This is a genomic window from Rhizobacter sp. P2_G4, from assembly GCF_056403575.1.
Map to the genome: position 1 here is coordinate 1 of NZ_JBFUFG010000024.1, position 17,847 is coordinate 17,847.

Sequence of the window (17,847 nt, forward strand, 5' to 3'; positions counted from 1 at the left end):
GAAGACCTGCACGTCGATCACGGTACCGGAGGTACCTTGGACCTTGGTCCACACGCAGCGAGGTGTCCTTCACGTCTGAAGCCTTCTCGCCGAAGATGGCGCGCAGCAGCTTCTCTTCCGGCGTCAGCGTGGTTTCGCCCTTCGGCGTGACCTTGCCAACCAGCGTGTCKCCCGGGTTCACTTCAGCACCCACGTAGACGATGCCCGACTCGTCGAGGCGAGCGAGTTGCTGCTCCGACAGGTTCGGAATGTCGCGCGTAATTTCTTCCGAGCCCAGCTTGGTGTCGCGCGCCATGACCACCAGTTCCTCGATGTGGATCGAGGTGTAGCGGTCTTCGGCGATGACACGTTCGCTGATGAGGATCGAGTCTTCGAAGTTGTAGCCGTTCCAGGGCATGAACGCGACCAGCATGTTCTGGCCCAGGGCCAGTTCACCGATGTCGGTCGAAGCGCCGTCGGCAATGATGTCCTCGGCTTCCACCTTGTCACCGCGCTTGACGATCGGGCGCTGGTGAATGTTGGTGTTCTGGTTGGAACGCTGGTACTTGATCAGGTTGTAGATGTCGACGCCAACTTCACCGGCCACCGTTTCCTTGTCGTTGACGCGAATCACGACGCGGTTGGTATCGACGTAGTCAACGATGCCGCCACGCTTGGCAGCGACGACCGTGCCCGAGTCCTTCGCAGCGACGCGTTCCACACCGGTGCCGACGAACGCCTTTTCAGGGCGCAGCACAGGCACGGCCTGGCGCTGCATGTTGGCGCCCATCAGTGCGCGGTTCGCGTCGTCGTGCTCCAGGAAGGGCACGAGCGATGCTGCCACCGACACGATCTGCGTCGGCGCCACGTCCATGTACTGGATGCGCTCGGCAGAGGTGAGGATCGATTCGCCGTTGTCCCGTGCGGAGACCAGTTCGTCGATCAGCTTGCCTTCCGGGTCCAGCGTGGCGCTGGCCTGCGCGATCACGTACTTGCCTTCTTCGATGGCCGACAGGTAGTCGATCTGGTTCGTCACCTTGCCTTCGGTCACGCGGCGGTACGGCGTCTCGAGGAAGCCGTATTCGTTGAGCTGGGCGTACAGGGCAAGCGAGTTGATCAGGCCGATGTTGGGGCCTTCCGGCGTTTCGATCGGGCACACGCGGCCGTAGTGCGTAACGTGAACGTCACGCACTTCGAAGCCAGCGCGCTCGCGGGTCAGACCGCCCGGGCCCAGGGCCGAGACACGGCGCTTGTGCGTGATCTCGGAGAGCGGGTTGGTCTGGTCCATGAACTGCGACAGCTGCGACGCGCCGAAGAACTCCTTCAACGCCGCGGAGATCGGCTTGGAGTTGATCAGGTCGTGCGGCATCAGGGCTTCGGTTTCAGCCTGGCCCAGACGCTCCTTGACGGCCTTCTCGATGCGGGCGAGGCCCGAGCGGTACTGGTTCTCGGCCAGTTCGCCCACGCAACGCACGCGACGGTTGCCCAAGTGGTCGATGTCATCGACCTGGCCGCGGCCGTTGCGCAGCTCGACGAGGATCTTCACGACGTCGAGGATGTCGTCGTTCGACAGCGTCATCGGCCCTTCAGGAACATCGCGGCCCACGCGGGCGTTGAACTTCATGCGGCCGACGCGCGACAGGTCGTAGGTGTCCGGGTTGTAGAACAGCCGGTTGAAGAGCGCTTCGACAGCGTCTTCGGTCGGCGGCTCGCCAGGACGCATCATGCGATAGATGGCGACACGCGCGGCCAACTGGTCGGCGGTTTCATCCGAGGCCAGGGTCTGCGAGATGTAGGCACCTTCGTCCAACTCGTTGGTGTACAGAGCCTGGATTTCCTTCACGCCGGCAGCGCGCAGCTTCTTCAGCAGCGCTTCGGTCAGCTCGTCGTTGGCCTTGGCAATGATCTCGCCGGTGTCGGCATCCACCATGTTGCGGGCAACGATGCGGCCGACGAGGTAGTCCTCGGGGACGCTGACGAACTGGGTTTCGCTCTGCTCGATCTGGCGCGTGTGGCGTGCCGTGATCCGCTTGTCCTTCTCAACGACAACGGTACCGTTCTTGTCGGTGATGTCGAAGCGGGCGATTTCACCGCGCAGGCGGTCGGCCACGAACTCCATCTGGGCGCCAGTGTCCATCAGACGGAAGTTGTCGAACACGAAGAAGTTCGCGAGGATCGATTCCGGGTTCAGGCCGATGGCCTTCAGCAGGATCGTCACCGGCATCTTGCGGCGACGGTCAACGCGGAAGTACAGGATGTCCTTCGGGTCGAATTCGAAGTCGAGCCACGAACCACGGTACGGAATGATCCGGGCCGAGAACAGCAGCTTGCCGCTCGAGTGGGTCTTGCCCTTGTCGTGCTCGAAGAACACACCGGGCGAACGGTGCAGCTGAGACACGATCACGCGCTCGGTGCCGTTCACGATGAACGAGCCGTAGTCGGTCATCAAGGGCACTTCGCCCATGTAGACCTCTTGCTCCTTGATTTCCTTGACCGTCTTGGCCTGCGGGCTCTCGCGGTCATAGATGATCATCTGCAACTTGGCGCGCACGGCAGCAGCGTAGGTCAGACCACGCTGCTGGCATTCCCGCGTGTCGAACGCAGGCTTGGCCATGTTGAACTCGATGAACTTCATCTCGACAAACCCGTTGTGCGACACGATCGGGAACGCGGAGAGGAAGGCTGCCTGAAGGCCCTCTGGTTTTCGCTTCTGCGGCGGTACGTCCTTCTGCAGGAAGGCGACGTACGATTCCTTCTGCATGGTGAGCAGGTAAGGAACGTTGAGGACACTCTCGCGTTTGCCGAAGCTCTTGCGGATACGCTTGCGCTCGGTGTAGCTGTAAGGGGTTTGTTGCTGCGCCATAGGTGATTTCTCACTCCATCTCAGGGATCGCTGCCTGGCCTAGGCCTCGGTCCCGTCGGCGACTGTCTTTCGGGCCTGGCGCCCGAAGCTTGGTGGTTGGCCACTACCAACCGCTGGCGGACAACCCCGGCGTTGCACCGGAGCCCGACCAAACCTGGTTCTTTGCAGTCGGATCAAAGAACACTTGGAAAACCCTCGATTGTCAACCGAAGGGGCTTCCAGCTGTCCTCAAAGGGTCATAAGACCCCTGAAGCGCAAAAGGCTGGGTGCCGAAACCGGCTCCCAGCCCTCTGCGGCGAGAGCAATTACTTGATCTCGGCCTTTGCGCCGGCTTCCACCAGCTTCTTGAGAGCGGCTTCGGCGTCGGCCTTGGGAATTGCTTCCTTGACGGGCTTCGGAGCGCCGTCAACCAGGTCCTTGGCTTCCTTCAGGCCCAGGCCCGTCAGTTCGCGCACGGCCTTGATGACCGAGACCTTGTTCGCGCCGGCTTCGAGCAGCACGACGTTGAATTCGGTCTTCTCTTCCACAGCAGCAGCAGCGCCGCCACCAGCACCGCCACCCGACGGAGCAGCCACGGCGGCTGCAGACACGCCGAACTTCTCTTCGATGGCCTTGACCAGGTCGTTGAGTTCGAGCACGGACATGGAGTCCAGCGAGGACAGGAATGCGTCTTTATCGAATGCCATTTTGATTTCCTAGATAGAAATAGGTGAAAGGTTTGAACGGTGTCGTTATGCAGCGGCTGCTTCAGCCGCAGGGGCTTCTTCAGCGGGGCCAGCCTTCAGCGCGGCCACGGCGCCAATGGCGCGCGCGAAACGTGCAATCGGCGACTGCAGCAGGCCAGCCACTTGGGTCAGCAGCACTTCCTTGCTCGGCACAGACGCCAGGGCTTTCACCCCGTCGGCGTTCAGTGCCTTGCCACCGAAGGCTCCACCCTTGATGACCAGCTTGTCGTTGCCCTTGGCAAAGTCAGCAATGACTTTGGCCGCGGCGACAGCGTCTTCAGAAAAACCATAGATCAGCGGACCGACCATGCTCTCCGAGGCCGCTTCGAACGGTGTGCCAGCAACAGCACGACGAGCCAGGGTGTTCTTCAAAACATGAAGGTACACGCCCTTGTCGCGCGCCTGCTTGCGCAGCACGTCCAAATGAGCCACGGTGAGGCCACGGTATTCAGCCAGCGCCAACGTCTGCGACTTGGCCGCTTGGGCCGCCACATCCGTCACCACGGTTGCTTTCTCGTTGCGATTGAGACTCAAGGTCTACTCCTCACATCACGTGTCCGTCGGCGTTGCCGCCTTCGAACACACCACAATGCAGCGACCTCTGTCCAGGAACCAAAATTCCATTCCAGCGGGACCGCCATCTGCGCGGGCTTCGGATCAGGCTTACGCCCTCTCGTCGATTAAGCAACCCGGGCGGGTTGCACCTGCGGTCTTGGATGACCTGGCTCAGCTTTCGCCTCCCCAGCCCACCAAACTCTTCAGACCGACACCAGACTCGTGCCGACCTTCAATTCTTCAAGCCTGGGCTTGTGCGTTGATCGTCGCGACATCAACCCGGGCACCGACGCCCATGGTCGACGATACCGCCACCTTGCGCAGGTAGATGCCCTTGCTCGATGCCGGCTTGGCCTTGTTCAGGGCTTCGATCAGCGCGCGCAGGTTACCGATCAGCTTGTCGGTGTCGAACGAACGACGACCGATCGTGCCATGCACGATGCCGGCCTTGTCGACGCGGAACTGCACCTGGCCAGCCTTGGCGTCACGAACCGCCTTGGCGACGTCGGGCGTCACCGTGCCGACCTTCGGGTTCGGCATCAGGCCGCGCGGACCCAGGATCTGACCCAGCGTCCCGACGATGCGCATCGTGTCGGGCGAAGCGATCACCACGTCGAAGTTCATGTTGCCGGCCTTGATCTGCTCAGCCAGGTCGTCCATGCCGACGATGTCGGCACCGGCGGCCTTGGCTTCTTCGGCCTTGGCGCCTTGGGCGAACACAGCAACACGCTTGGTCTTGCCGGTGCCGTTGGGCAGCACGACAGCACCACGCACGACTTGGTCAGACTTCTTGGCATCGATGCCGAGCTGCACCGCCACGTCAATCGATTCATCGAACTTGGCGGTCGCGCATTCCTTGACTATCGCGAGGGCGTTGTCGAGGGCATACAGCTTGGTGCTCTCGACCTTGCCGGCGAGCGCCTTCTGGCGTTTGGTTACTTTGGCCATGTTCAGACTCCTTCCACGGTGACGCCCATCGAGCGGGCGGTACCTGCCACCGTGCGAACGGCTGCATCGAGGTCAGCGCCGGTCAGATCCTTGATCTTGACCTTGGCAATTTCTTCGGCTTGGGCGCGAGTCAGCTTGCCCACCTTGTCGGTGTGCGGCTTGGCCGAGCCCTTGTCCAGCTTCAGCGCCTTCTTGATCAGCACGGACGCGGGGGGGCTTTTCAGCACGAAGGTGAACGACTTGTCCGCGAACGCGGTGATCACCACCGGCAGCACGAGGCCGGGTTCCATGCCCTGGGTCTGCGCGTTGAACGCCTTGCAGAACTCCATGATGTTCAGGCCGCGCTGGCCGAGCGCCGGGCCGATTGGGGGCGACGGGTTGGCCTTGCCGGCCGGGACTTGCAGCTTGATAAAGCCGACAATTTTCTTTGCCATGTTTCTCTCCAAACAGACCCGCAAACAGCAGCGGGTCTTGAGTACAAACGCCAAGGGCTGGTTACCTTGGCTCCTCGTGCCGATGTCTCGTCATCGGCAGCAACGGGGCAGTTTCAGCGGACCGAAGCCTGCCGAGCCACCAACCCAGGGCTCAAATCTTTTCGACTTGCGAGAAATCGAGTTCGACCGGTGTGGCGCGGCCGAAGATGGTGACCGACACGCGGACCTTCGACTTGTCGTAGTTGACGTCTTCTACAGCGCCATTGAAGTCCGTGAATGGACCTTCCTTGACGCGCACCAGTTCGCCTACCGACCACTCGACCTTGGGGCGCGGTTTTTCCACGCCCTCTTGCATCTGGGTGACGATCTTCATCACCTCGGCCTCGGAGATCGGCGAGGGCCGGTTCTTGGCGCCGCCAACGAAACCAGTGACCTTGCTGGTGTGCTTCACGAGGTGCCAGGTGTCGTCGGCCATTTCCATTTCGACCAGCACGTAGCCTGGGAAGAAGCGGCGCTCGGTGACGGCCTTTTTGCCGTTCTTGAGCTCAACGACTTCTTCCATCGGCACCAGGATGCGGCCAAACTTTTCCTGCATGCCCGAGCGGTCGATGCGCTCGCGAAGATTGCGCTCGACGGCCTTCTCCATGCCCGAGTAGGCATGGACGACGTACCACCGTTTGTTGGCTGCCGGCGCCAACGTGGCGGCGGTCACTTCACCGCTTGCGGTTTGTTCGCTCATCAGGCTTACCTCAATGCTTCCAGCCGAGAATCAGGTCGTACAGCACCCACTCGAGGGTCTTGTCGGTCAACCACAAAAACAGCGCCATCACGACGACGAACGCAAAGACGTACAGCGTCATCTGCGTTGCCTCCTTGCGGGTCGGCCACACGACCTTGCGCACTTCGCGCGAGGAGTCTCGACCGAAAGCAATCAGCTGCTTGCCCGACTCCGATGTGAAGAACGCGCCGACAGCGGCGAGCAACAACACCAGCAGCGCGACCACGCGCAGCCACATGTCTTGCTTGCCCAGGACGTAGAACGCCGTGACCGCCACGATGACAAGAACACCAGCAGCAGCCAGCTTAGCCTTGTCAGCCCCGGTGGAAACAGTTTCGATTTGCGGATTGGCCATATTCGTTATGTGTCGCTCACTTCAACCGGCAGCAGTTCAACTTCAAAAACTGACTGCCCTTCAGCAGCAAAGCCCGCTCGGCTAGACACTCCGTGCGGGCTTGGCAGGGGCAGTAGGAATCGAACCTACAACCTCTGGTTTTGGAGACCAGCGCTCTGCCAATTGAGCTATACCCCTGTGGCTCTCAACGAAAAACTTACTCCAGGATTTTTGCCACGACGCCGGCGCCGACGGTACGGCCGCCTTCACGGATGGCGAAGCGCAGGCCTTCTTCCATGGCGATCGGGTTGATCAGCTTGACGGTGATGCTGACGTTGTCGCCCGGCATGACCATTTCCTTGTCCTTGGGCAACTCGACCGCGCCGGTCACGTCCGTCGTGCGGAAGTAGAACTGGGGACGGTAGTTGTTGAAGAACGGGGTGTGGCGGCCGCCCTCTTCCTTGCTGAGAACGTAGATCTCGGCGGTGAAGTGGGTGTGGGGCTTGACGCTGCCGGGCTTGCACAGCACTTGGCCACGCTCGACGTCTTCACGCTTGGTGCCGCGCAGCAGGATGCCGACGTTGTCGCCTGCCTGACCTTGGTCGAGCAGCTTGCGGAACATTTCGACGCCGGTGCAGGTCGTCTTCTGGGTGGCCTTGATGCCGACGATTTCGATTTCTTCGCCGACCTTGATGATGCCGCGCTCGATCCGGCCGGTCACGACGGTGCCGCGGCCAGAGATGGAGAACACGTCTTCAACGGGCATCAGGAAGGCGCCATCGACCGCGCGCTCGGGCGTGGGGATGTAGCTGTCGAGGGCTTCGGCGAGCTTGAGGATCGCGCCTTCGCCGAGTTCGCCCTTGTCGCCTTCCATGGCGAGCTTGGCGCTACCGTGGATGATGGGGGTGGCGTCGCCGGGGAAGTCGTATTTGTCGAGGAGCTCGCGCACTTCCATTTCAACGAGTTCGAGCAGCTCGGCGTCGTCGACCATGTCGCACTTGTTGAGGAAGACGATGATGTACGGCACGCCGACCTGGCGGGCGAGCAGGATGTGCTCGCGGGTCTGGGGCATGGGGCCGTCAGCAGCGGAGCAGACCAGGATCGCGCCGTCCATCTGGGCGGCACCGGTGATCATGTTCTTGACGTAGTCGGCGTGCCCGGGGCAGTCGACGTGGGCGTAGTGGCGGTTCTTGGTCTCGTACTCGACGTGGGCGGTGTTGATGGTGATGCCGCGTGCCTTTTCTTCGGGCGCCGCGTCGATCTGGTCGTATGCCTTGGCTTCGCCGCCGAACAGCTTGCTCAGAACGGTCGTGATCGCCGCCGTCAGCGTCGTCTTGCCATGGTCCACGTGCCCGATCGTCCCCACGTTCACGTGTGGCTTCGTACGTTCAAATTTGCCTTTTGCCATTTCAAATTCTCCAGAGAGTAAAGAGCATTGCCAGTGTGGTGTTTAAGGTCTCCTTCAAGGTGTTGATTCGTTTGCCACTGGCAGCAAACGGCACCTCAAAGAAGACCGCAAAGAGAAGGGCTCGCGAAGCGACGCCCGTCGTCGTATTTACTTGCCGCGCGAAGTGATGATCGCGTCGGCCACGTTCTTCGGGGCTTCGCTGTAGTGCTTGAACTCCATCGTGTACGTGGCGCGGCCTTGCGACATCGAGCGCAGCGTGGTCGAGTAGCCGAACATTTCAGACAGCGGAACTTCGGCCTTGATGACCTTGCCGCCGCCTGGCATGTCGTCCATGCCCTGCACCATGCCACGGCGTGACGACAGGTCGCCCATCACATTGCCGGCGTAATCTTCAGGCGTTTCGACTTCCACAGCCATCATCGGCTCCAGGATCACGGGGCTGGCCTTGCGGCAACCGTCCTTGAAGCCCAGCGATGCAGCCATCTTGAACGCGTTTTCGTTCGAGTCGACTTCGTGGTACGAACCGAAGGTCAACGTGACCTTCACGTCGACGACCGGGAAGCCGGCCAGCACGCCGTTCGGCAGGGAGTCTTCAACGCCCTTCTTGACGGCAGGGATGAATTCACGCGGCACCACACCACCCTTGATGGCGTCAACGAACTCGAAGCCCTTGCCCGGCTCCTGCGGCTCGACCTTCAGCACGACGTGACCGTATTGGCCCTTGCCGCCCGACTGACGGACGAACTTGCCTTCGACATCGTCAACAGCCTTGCGGATGGTTTCGCGGTAGGCCACTTGCGGCTTGCCGACGTTGGCCTCAACACCGAACTCGCGCTTCATGCGGTCGACGATGATTTCGAGGTGCAACTCGCCCATGCCGGAGATGATGGTCTGACCAGACTCTTCGTCGGTCTTGACACGGAAAGACGGATCTTCCTGGGCCAGGCGGCCGAGGGCGATGCCCATCTTTTCCTGGTCGGCCTTGGTCTTCGGCTCGACGGCCTGCGAGATCACCGGCTCCGGGAACACCATCTTTTCCAGCGTGATGATCGAGGTCGGATCGCACAGCGTTTCGCCGGTCGTCACGTCCTTCAAGCCCACGCAAGCGGCGATGTCGCCGGCCAGAATTTCCTTGATTTCTTCGCGCTGATTCGCGTGCATCTGCAGAATCCGGCCGATGCGCTCCTTCTTGCCGCGAATCGGGTTGAACACCGAATCACCGGACTTCAGCACGCCGGAATAAACGCGCACGAACGTCAACTGGCCGACGTACGGGTCGGTCATCAGCTTGAACGCCAACGCGGCGAATTTCTCATCGTCGGACGCACGGCGCGAAGTCTCCTTGTCATCTTCGTCGGTGCCCGGCACCGGCGGAATGTCGACCGGCGACGGCATGAAGTCGATCACGCCGTCGAGCATGCGCTGCACGCCCTTGTTCTTGAACGCGGTGCCGCAGAACATCGGCTGAATCTCAGCGCCGATGGTGCGCGTGCGAATGCCGAGCTTGATTTCAGCTTCGCTCAAGTCACCAGACTCGAGGTACTTGTTCATCAGTTCTTCGCTGGACTCGGCTGCGGCTTCGAGCATGTTCTCGCGCCACTTCGCCGCCTCGGCCTGCAGGTCGGCCGGGATGTCCTTGTATTCGAACTTCATGCCCTGCGAGGCCTCGTCCCAGATGATCGCCTTCATCTTGATGAGGTCGATCACGCCGGTGAAGCCGTCTTCAGCGCCGATGGGAATCACGATGGGCACGGGGTTCGCCTTCAGGCGAACCTTCATCTGGTCGTAGACCTTGAAGAAGTTCGCGCCAGTGCGGTCCATCTTGTTGACGAACGCAAGGCGGGGCACCTTGTACTTGTTAGCCTGGCGCCAGACGGTTTCCGACTGCGGCTGCACGCCGCCCACGGCGCAATAGACCATGCAGGCACCGTCGAGCACACGCATCGAGCGCTCGACTTCAATCGTGAAGTCAACGTGCCCGGGTGTGTCGATGATGTTGATCCGGTGCTCAGGGAAGCCCAGCTCCATGCCCTTCCAGAAGCAGGTGGTTGCAGCGGAGGTGATCGTGATGCCACGCTCCTGCTCCTGCTCCATCCAGTCCATCGTGGCGGCGCCATCGTGCACCTCACCAATCTTGTGGTTCACACCGGTGTAGAACAGGATGCGTTCGGTGGTCGTCGTCTTGCCGGCATCAATGTGAGCCGAGATGCCGATGTTGCGATAGCGCTCGATGGGGGTCTTGCGGGCCATGGTGGCACTCCAGAAACTGAAACGCGCCCGACGACCTTTTCGGCCGAGGGGCAGCGCAGGGGACGATGAACTTAGAAGCGGAAGTGAGAGAAGGCCTTGTTGGCCTCTGCCATGCGGTGCACTTCGTCACGCTTCTTCATGGCGCCGCCGCGGCCTTCGACGGCCTCCAGCAGTTCGTTGGCGAGGCGCTGAGCCATCGACTTCTCGCCGCGCTTGCGAGCCGACTCCTTCAGCCAGCGCATGGCGAGGGCCACGCGGCGAACAGGGCGAACTTCCACGGGAACTTGGTAGTTCGCACCGCCGACACGGCGTGACTTCACTTCGACCATCGGCTTGATGTTGTTCAAGGCAACGGTGAAGATCTCGAGCGGGTCCTTGCCCGACTTTTTCTCGACCTGCTCCAGCGCACCGTAGATGATGCGTTCGGCAATGGCTTTCTTGCCGGATTCCATGATCACGTTCATGAACTTGGACAGATCGACCGAACCAAACTTCGGATCAGGCAGGATGTCCCGTTTGGGGACTTCGCGACGACGAGGCATTTCTCTTCCTTTTGCTTCAGTTGGCAAGTGCTTTTGCACTCGCCTTGGGCGCCACCAACATCTGGGACCACCCACTTACTCGACAAGCCGAACGGCTCACCGAAACACGCCGGACCACAGCAAGATGCGGGGCCGCGACAACTTGGCTCTTAAGCCTTCTTCGGACGCTTAGCGCCGTACTTGGAGCGCGACTGCTTGCGGTCTTTCACGCCTTGCAAGTCGAGCGAGCCGCGCACGATGTGGTAACGAACACCCGGCAAATCCTTCACCCGGCCGCCACGAACCAGCACGACTCTGTGTTCCTGGAGGTTGTGGCCTTCGCCACCGATGTAGGAAATGATCTCGAAGCCGTTGGTCAGGCGAACCTTGGCCACTTTACGCAGCGCGGAGTTCGGCTTCTTCGGAGTGGTGGTGTACACGCGGGTACACACGCCGCGCCGCTGGGGGCCACCCTGCAGCGCTGGCGATTTGGACTTCGTGATCTCGGTCTCGCGACCGTGACGCACGAGTTGGTTGATGGTTGGCATTGGTAACTTGTTCCCGTTTGAAGTCACACGGGCACCGCCCAGTTTCGTGATAGGCAGCACCTTTGAGTTTTTTCAGTAGATGTCGAGCGCTCCGCTGGGAGACGAGCCCGAAGCCGTTGGGGTCGCATGCGCAAAGGCAAAACGATCTGTACGGTGGGCCGCCCGACAAAGAGCGCAGCAAAACCTGCTGAAAAGCCCTCGATTATATTCGTGCGAACCCTCACCCGCAAGCGAAGGCATTCAAAGTGATTCACAAAGCCTCCGTGGTCCTCGACACCAACGTCGTGCTGGACTGGCTGGTTTTCCGAAACTCTTGCTGCGAACCCCTTGTCCAGGCCATCGAAGAAGGCCACTTACGCTGGCTGGTCACGGAGCCGATGCGTGACGAGTTGGCCCACGTGCTCAGTCGAGGCGTCGTCGATGCCTGGTCTCCGGATCAGCCCCGGCTTTGGGAAAGTTGGCACCGACTCTCACAAACCGTCGCATTGCCCTTGGTTGCTGGTGAACCACTTCGCCTGCGCTGCACCGATCCAGATGATCAGAAATTCATTGATCTCGCCATTTCCAGCGCGCAGTGGCTGATCAGTCGCGACCGTGCGGTTCTGAAGCTCGCGCGGCGCGCGCAGCACCTCGGCGTTCGGATCGTCACCCCAGAACGGTGGTCGGCAGAATGAAAAAGGGCGGCCGAAGCCGCCCTTTCAAACCACAGAGCAATCTCTCACTCTGAAGCATCTCCGGTCGCTGGCGTGGCAGCGGCAGCTGCCGTCGCCTCGTCCACCGCCGTCATTTCTTCGGCCGCTTCTTCCAGCGCAATCGCGCGGCGTTCGGCGTCGTCAAGCTCTTCCTTCACCTTGCGGGCATCGTGGAAGGCCATGCCGGTCCCTGCGGGGATCAGGCGACCGACGATGACGTTTTCCTTCAGGCCACGCAGCTCGTCGCGCTTGCCCATGATGGCAGCCTCGGTGAGCACGCGCGTCGTTTCCTGGAAGGACGCTGCCGAGATGAAGCTGTCGGTCGACAGCGACGCCTTCGTGATGCCCAACAACACGTCGGCGTGCGTCGCCGTCGTCTTGTTTTCACCGCGCAGACGGTCGTTGGTGTCGAGCAGCTCTGAACGCTCCACTTGCTCGCCAGCGATGTAGCTGCTGTCGCCCGGGTTGACGATCTGCACGCGGCGCAGCATCTGGCGAACGATCACCTCGATGTGCTTGTCGTTGATCTTCACGCCCTGCAAGCGATAAACGTCCTGCACTTCGTCGACGATATAGCGCGCCAGTTCCTCGATGCCCAGCAGGCGCAGGATGTCCTGCGGATCGGCCGGCCCGTCGACGATGGACTCGCCCTTGTTGACCACCTGGCCTTCGTGCACCAGGATGTTCTTCTCCTTGGGCACCAGCTCTTCGTAGACCTTGCCTTCCGGGTCGGTGATCTGCAGGCGAACCTTGCCCTTGGTCTCCTTGCCGAACGACACCGTGCCGGTCATCTCGGCCAGCGTGCCCTTGTCCTTTGGCGTGCGAGCTTCGAAGAGCTCGGCCACCCGCGGCAGACCGCCGGTGATGTCACGTGTCTTCTGGCCTTCGACCGGGATACGAGCCAGCACTTCGCCCGGGGCGAGGTCTTGGCCGTCACGGATCTGAACCAGCGAGCCAACCTGGAAGCCAATGGTCACCGAGTGGTCGGTGCCAGGAATCTTCACCTCGTTGCCTTGCACGTCGAGCAGCTTGACTTGCGGACGAACGACCTTGACCGAACCACGGCGCTTCGGGTCGATGACGACGAGCGTCGACAAGCCGGTCACTTCGTCGAGCTGCTTGGCCACGGTCACGCCTTCTTCGACGTTCTCGAACTTCGCCTTGCCGGCGAATTCCGTGATGATCGGGCGGGTCAGCGGATCCCAATTCGCCAGCACGACGCCGGCCTTGATGGCTTGGTCGGGCTTGATGTTCAGGATCGCGCCATACGGCACCTTGTGGCGCTCACGCTCGCGGCCATGCTGGTCGGAGATGATGATTTCGCCGGAACGCGAGATCACCACCAGATCGCCCTTGCCGTTGGTCACGTAGCGCATCGTGGCGTTGAAGCCGATGTTGCCGTCGGACTTCGCATCCACGCTGGAGGCCACCGCCGCACGCGACGCTGCACCACCGATGTGGAAGGTACGCATCGTCAGCTGGGTGCCCGGCTCGCCGATCGACTGCGCGGCGATAACGCCGACAGCTTCACCACGATTCACCACACCGCCACGACCCAGGTCGCGGCCGTAGCAATGGGCGCACAGGCCGAAGCGCGTGGCGCAAGTCAGCGCCGTCCGGACCTTGACTTCGTCGACACCGGCTGCTTCCAGGATGTCGAGCATGTCTTCGTCCAGCATGCGCGCCGGCGGCAACAGCACAGCGCCCGTTTCCGGATGCTGCACTTCGACAGCCGTGACACGACCCAGCACGCGGTCGCGCAGCGATTCGATGACTTCACCGCCTTCGACCAGAGCGCGCATGTTCATGCCGTTCTGCGTGCCGCAGTCGTCTTCGGTCACCACCAGGTCTTGCGTCACGTCGACCAGACGACGCGTCAGGTAGCCCGAGTTCGCCGTCTTCAACGCCGTGTCCGCCAGACCCTTACGAGCGCCGTGGGTGGAGATGAAGTACTGCAGAACGTTCAGGCCTTCGCGGAAGTTTGCCGTGATGGGCGTCTCGATGATCGAGCCGTCCGGCTTGGCCATCAGGCCGCGCATGCCGGCCAGCTGGCGGATCTGCGCTGCAGAGCCGCGCGCACCCGAGTCAGCCATCATGTAGATGGAGTTGAACGACTCCTGGTCCACCGTCTTGCCATGGCGGTCGATGGTCTTCTGCTTCGAGAGCTGGGCCATCATGACCTTGCCGACTTCGTCGCCGGTCTTGCCCCAGATGTCGACCACCTTGTTGTAGCGCTCGCCGGAGGTGACCAGGCCTGAGACGTACTGCTGCTCGATCTCTTTCACTTCCTTTTCGGCGCGCTCGATCAGCTGGTGCTTTTCTTTCGGCACCAGCATGTCGTCGATCGCGATCGAAATGCCGGCGCGCGTGGCTAGGCGGAAGCCCGACTGCAGCAGCTTGTCGGCGAAAACGACCGTTTCCTTCAGACCGCACTTGCGGAACGAGGTGTTGATCAAACGCGAGATTTCCTTCTTCTTCAGCGCCTTGTTGATGTTCGAGAACGGCAGCCCCTTGGGCAGGATCTCGCTCAGCAACGCACGGCCGACGGTCGTGTCCACCAACTTGGTTTCGGGCACGAACTCGCCCGTCGCCTTGTCCTTGGTCCACTCGGTCAGGCGCACGGCGATCTTGGCGGTCACTTCCACGACAGCGTTGTCGAGTGCGCGCTGCACCTCGATCACGTCGGAGAAGATCAGGCCTTCGCCCTTGGCGTTGATGCGGTCGCGGGTCGCGTAGTACAGACCCAGCACCACGTCTTGCGACGGGACGATCGACGGTTCGCCGTTGGCAGGGAACAGGATGTTGTTCGAAGCCAGCATCAGCGTGCGGGCTTCCATCTGCGCCTCGATCGACAGCGGCACGTGGACGGCCATCTGGTCACCGTCGAAGTCGGCGTTGAACGCCGCGCAAACGAGCGGATGCAGCTGGATCGCCTTGCCTTCGATCAGCACCGGCTCGAAGGCTTGAATGCCCAGGCGGTGCAGCGTCGGCGCGCGGTTCAGCATGACCGGGTGTTCCTTGATGACTTCTTCAAGGATGTCCCACACCACCGGCGTGCCGGCTTCCACTTCCTTCTTCGCCGCCTTGATGGTGGTGGCGATGCCCATGGCTTCCAGGCGCGAGAAGATGAAGGGCTTGAAGAGCTCAAGCGCCATCAGCTTCGGCAGGCCGCACTGATGCAGCTTCAGCGTCGGGCCGACCACGATGACCGAACGGCCCGAGTAGTCGACTCGCTTGCCCAGCAAGTTCTGGCGGAACCGGCCACTCTTGCCCTTGATCATGTCGGCCAGCGACTTGAGCGCGCGCTTGTTGGCGCCCGTCATCGCCTTGCCGCGGCGGCCGTTGTCCAGCAGCGAGTCGACCGCTTCCTGCAGCATGCGCTTTTCGTTGCGCACGATGATTTCCGGTGCCTTCAGCTCCAACAGACGCGCGAGGCGGTTGTTGCGGTTGATGACTCGGCGGTACAGGTCGTTCAGGTCCGACGTGGCGAAACGCCCGCCGTCCAGCGGCACCAGCGGACGCAGGTCCGGCGGCAACACGGGCAGCACGTTCATTACCATCCACTGCGGCTTGATGCCCGACTTCTTGAAGGCTTCCATCACCTTCAGGCGCTTGGAGTTCTTCTTGACCTTCAGCTCCGAGCCGGTCATGTCGCCGCGCAGACGCTCGATTTCGACGTCGAGGTCCATCTCGGCCAGCAGCTTCTGCACGCCTTCGGCGCCCATCAGCGCAACGAACTCGTCACCGAATTCGGTGCGCTTCGCGTCGTAATCGTCTTCCGACATGATGCTGAACTTCTTCAGCGGGGTCATGCCCGGGTCGACCACCACATACGCTTCGAAGTACAGCACGCGCTCGATGTCGCGCAGCGTCATGTCGAGCACCAGGCCCAGACGCGACGGCAGCGACTTCAGGAACCAGATGTGCGCGCACGGTGCCGCCAGGTCGATGTGACCCATGCGGTCGCGGCGAACCTTGGTCTGCGTAACTTCAACGCCGCACTTCTCGCAGATCACGCCACGGTGCTTCAGGCGCTTGTACTTGCCGCACAGGCACTCGTAGTCCTTGATCGGGCCAAAGATCTTGGCGCAGAACAGGCCGTCACGCTCCGGCTTGAAGGTGCGGTAGTTGATAGTCTCCGGCTTCTTGACTTCGCCGAACGACCAGGACCGAATTTTCTCGGGGGAAGCCAGGCCAATCTTGATGGCATCGAAATGCTCATCGGGAGTGAACTGACGGAACAGATCAAGTAAACCCTTCATTGCTCTGTGTCCTTTTCTTTAGTTGCGCTCGAGTTCAATGTCGATGCCAAGGGAACGGATTTCCTTGACCAGGACGTTGAACGACTCCGGCATGCCGGCTTCGATGGCGTGTTCGCCCTTGACGATGCTTTCGTACACCTTGGTGCGGCCGTTCACATCGTCTGACTTCACGGTCAGCATCTCCTGCAGCACGTAGGACGCGCCGTAGGCTTCCAGTGCCCACACTTCCATTTCGCCGAAGCGCTGGCCACCGAACTGGGCCTTGCCGCCCAGCGGTTGCTGCGTCACCAGCGAGTACGGTCCGGTGGAACGGGCGTGCATCTTGTCGTCGACCAAGTGATGCAGCTTCAGCACGTGCATGTAGCCGATCGTCACGGGGCGTTCGAACGCCTCGCCGGTGCGGCCGTCATGCAAGGTGGCTTGCGTACGGGTATCGGTCAGGCCCTTGGCCTTGGCGATGTCGTCCGGGTAGGCAAGCTTCAGCATGCCGCGGATTTCTTCTTCCGCGGCACCGTCGAACACTGGCGTCGCGAACGGCACGCCCTTGCTCAGGTTGCCGGCCATTTCGAGGATGTCCGAATCGCTCAGGTGATCCAGGCGCTCGGTCTTGCCACCCGACTTGTTGTACAGCTCGTCGAGGAACTTGCGCAGCTCGACCACCTTGGTCTGGGCTTGCAGCATGTCGCCGATGCGCTGGCCGATTCCCTTGCCGGCCCAGCCGAGGTGAACTTCGAGCACCTGCCCGACGTTCATCCGCGAAGGCACGCCCAGGGGGTTCAGCACGATGTCACACGGCGTGCCGTCGGCCATGTAAGGCATGTCCTCGACGGGGGCGATCTTCGAGACCACACCCTTGTTGCCGTGACGGCCGGCCATCTTGTCGCCAGGCTGCAGGCGACGCTTGACGGCCAGGTAGACCTTGACCATCTTCAGCACGCCAGCCGGCAGCTCGTCGCCTTGTGTGAGCTTCTTGCGCTTCTCTTCGAACGCGAGGTCGAAGCTGTGGCGCGTCTGCTCCAGCGAGTTCTTGATCGACTCGAGCTGGTTGGCGATGTCGTCTTCTGCCGGACGGATGTCGAACCAGTGGTATTTCTCGACGCTGGCCAGGTAGGCCTTGTCAATGGCCGTTCCCTTGACGATCTTCTGCGGGCCGCCGTTGGCGATCTTGCCGACCAGGATCTTCTCGATCCGGTCGAACGCGTCGGCTTCAACGATGCGCAGCTGGTCGTTCAGGTCGAGGCGGTAGCGCTTCAGCTCGTCGTCGATGATCTGCTGGGCGCGCTTGTCGCGCACGATGCCTTCACGGGTGAAGACCTGCACGTCGATCACGGTACCGGAGGTACCTTGGTCCACACGCAGCGAGGTGTCCTTCACGTCTGAAGCCTTCTCGCCGAAGATGGCGCGCAGCAGCTTCTCTTCCGGCGTCAGCGTGGTTTCGCCCTTCGGCGTGACCTTGCCAACCAGCGTGTCGCCCGGGTTCACTTCAGCACCCACGTAGACGATGCCCGACTCGTCGAGGCGAGCGAGTTGCTGCTCCGACAGGTTCGGAA

13 protein-coding genes, 1 tRNA gene and 1 pseudogene are annotated in these 17,847 nt (G+C 61.5%); 1 reads left to right on the forward strand and 14 read right to left on the reverse strand.

Annotated elements, in window-relative coordinates:
• From rpoB to rpsL, 12 genes and pseudogenes are all read right to left on the reverse strand, one after another.
• A pseudogene (gene rpoB / locus AC1DYS_RS31915) lies at nucleotides 1-2,842 on the reverse strand (DNA-directed RNA polymerase subunit beta); the annotation flags it as partial.
• Between the two features lie 305 nt (nucleotides 2,843-3,147).
• Complete coding sequence (rplL, locus tag AC1DYS_RS31920; protein ID WP_047493165.1) at nucleotides 3,148-3,528, reverse strand: 50S ribosomal protein L7/L12; 381 nt, start codon at nucleotides 3,526-3,528, stop codon at nucleotides 3,148-3,150.
• 45 nt (nucleotides 3,529-3,573) lie between these two features.
• On the reverse strand, nucleotides 3,574-4,101 hold the full coding sequence (rplJ, locus tag AC1DYS_RS31925) for a 50S ribosomal protein L10 (RefSeq protein WP_477906072.1): 528 nt from the start codon (nucleotides 4,099-4,101) through the stop codon (nucleotides 3,574-3,576).
• 261 nt (nucleotides 4,102-4,362) lie between these two features.
• Nucleotides 4,363-5,070 (reverse strand): 50S ribosomal protein L1, encoded by a 708-nt coding sequence (rplA, locus tag AC1DYS_RS31930; protein ID WP_047493160.1) that lies wholly within the window; start codon nucleotides 5,068-5,070, stop codon nucleotides 4,363-4,365.
• Nucleotides 5,071-5,072: 2 nt separating this feature from the next.
• Nucleotides 5,073-5,504 (reverse strand): 50S ribosomal protein L11, encoded by a 432-nt coding sequence (rplK, locus tag AC1DYS_RS31935; protein WP_047493157.1) that lies wholly within the window; start codon nucleotides 5,502-5,504, stop codon nucleotides 5,073-5,075.
• Between the two features lie 151 nt (nucleotides 5,505-5,655).
• Nucleotides 5,656-6,243: a transcription termination/antitermination protein NusG gene (gene nusG / locus AC1DYS_RS31940; protein WP_047493154.1), complete on the reverse strand. Its 588-nt coding sequence runs from the start codon at nucleotides 6,241-6,243 to the stop codon at nucleotides 5,656-5,658.
• A 10-nt stretch (nucleotides 6,244-6,253) separates the two neighbouring features.
• On the reverse strand, nucleotides 6,254-6,637 hold the full coding sequence (gene secE, locus AC1DYS_RS31945) for a preprotein translocase subunit SecE (protein WP_477906074.1): 384 nt from the start codon (nucleotides 6,635-6,637) through the stop codon (nucleotides 6,254-6,256).
• A gap of 101 nt (nucleotides 6,638-6,738) precedes the next feature.
• A tRNA-Trp gene (locus AC1DYS_RS31950) sits at nucleotides 6,739-6,814 on the reverse strand.
• A 19-nt stretch (nucleotides 6,815-6,833) separates the two neighbouring features.
• On the reverse strand, nucleotides 6,834-8,024 hold the full coding sequence (gene tuf / locus AC1DYS_RS31955) for an elongation factor Tu (RefSeq protein WP_047489300.1): 1,191 nt from the start codon (nucleotides 8,022-8,024) through the stop codon (nucleotides 6,834-6,836).
• Nucleotides 8,025-8,171: 147 nt separating this feature from the next.
• Nucleotides 8,172-10,274: an elongation factor G gene (fusA, locus tag AC1DYS_RS31960; RefSeq protein WP_047493180.1), complete on the reverse strand. Its 2,103-nt coding sequence runs from the start codon at nucleotides 10,272-10,274 to the stop codon at nucleotides 8,172-8,174.
• A gap of 71 nt (nucleotides 10,275-10,345) precedes the next feature.
• A complete protein-coding gene (gene rpsG / locus AC1DYS_RS31965; protein WP_047493177.1) occupies nucleotides 10,346-10,816 on the reverse strand; it encodes a 30S ribosomal protein S7 in 471 nt (156 codons plus the stop codon).
• A gap of 149 nt (nucleotides 10,817-10,965) precedes the next feature.
• A complete protein-coding gene (gene rpsL / locus AC1DYS_RS31970; RefSeq protein ID WP_477906077.1) occupies nucleotides 10,966-11,343 on the reverse strand; it encodes a 30S ribosomal protein S12 in 378 nt (125 codons plus the stop codon).
• Nucleotides 11,344-11,606: 263 nt separating this feature from the next.
• On the opposite strand from rpsL, the gene AC1DYS_RS31975 reads away from it, so the two are divergent.
• Nucleotides 11,607-12,017 (forward strand): PIN domain-containing protein, encoded by a 411-nt coding sequence (locus tag AC1DYS_RS31975; protein ID WP_477906079.1) that lies wholly within the window; start codon nucleotides 11,607-11,609, stop codon nucleotides 12,015-12,017.
• A 44-nt stretch (nucleotides 12,018-12,061) separates the two neighbouring features.
• On the opposite strand, the gene rpoC is transcribed toward AC1DYS_RS31975, so the two are convergent.
• On the reverse strand, nucleotides 12,062-16,297 hold the full coding sequence (rpoC, locus tag AC1DYS_RS31980; RefSeq protein ID WP_477906081.1) for a DNA-directed RNA polymerase subunit beta': 4,236 nt from the start codon (nucleotides 16,295-16,297) through the stop codon (nucleotides 12,062-12,064).
• An 18-nt stretch (nucleotides 16,298-16,315) separates the two neighbouring features.
• Nucleotides 16,316-17,847, reverse strand: a 1,532-nt coding sequence (locus tag AC1DYS_RS31985) for a DNA-directed RNA polymerase subunit beta (protein WP_477906083.1), incomplete at its 5' end; no start/stop codon positions are given.

Bases quoted from the DNA above. Each gene is read 5' to 3' on its own strand.
- rplL (WP_047493165.1), bottom strand. From the start codon at position 3,528: ATGGCATTCGATAAAGACGCATTCCTGTCCTCGCTGGACTCCATGTCC.
- rplA (WP_047493160.1), bottom strand. From the start codon at position 5,070: ATGGCCAAAGTAACCAAACGCCAGAAGGCGCTCGCCGGCAAGGTCGAG.
- rplK (WP_047493157.1), bottom strand. From the start codon at position 5,504: ATGGCAAAGAAAATTGTCGGCTTTATCAAGCTGCAAGTCCCGGCCGGC.
- nusG (WP_047493154.1), bottom strand. From the start codon at position 6,243: ATGAGCGAACAAACCGCAAGCGGTGAAGTGACCGCCGCCACGTTGGCG.
- secE (WP_477906074.1), bottom strand. From the start codon at position 6,637: ATGGCCAATCCGCAAATCGAAACTGTTTCCACCGGGGCTGACAAGGCT.
- tuf (WP_047489300.1), bottom strand. From the start codon at position 8,024: ATGGCAAAAGGCAAATTTGAACGTACGAAGCCACACGTGAACGTGGGG.
- fusA (WP_047493180.1), bottom strand. From the start codon at position 10,274: ATGGCCCGCAAGACCCCCATCGAGCGCTATCGCAACATCGGCATCTCG.
- rpsG (WP_047493177.1), bottom strand. From the start codon at position 10,816: ATGCCTCGTCGTCGCGAAGTCCCCAAACGGGACATCCTGCCTGATCCG.
- rpsL (WP_477906077.1), bottom strand. From the start codon at position 11,343: ATGCCAACCATCAACCAACTCGTGCGTCACGGTCGCGAGACCGAGATC.
- rpoC (WP_477906081.1), bottom strand. From the start codon at position 16,297: ATGAAGGGTTTACTTGATCTGTTCCGTCAGTTCACTCCCGATGAGCAT.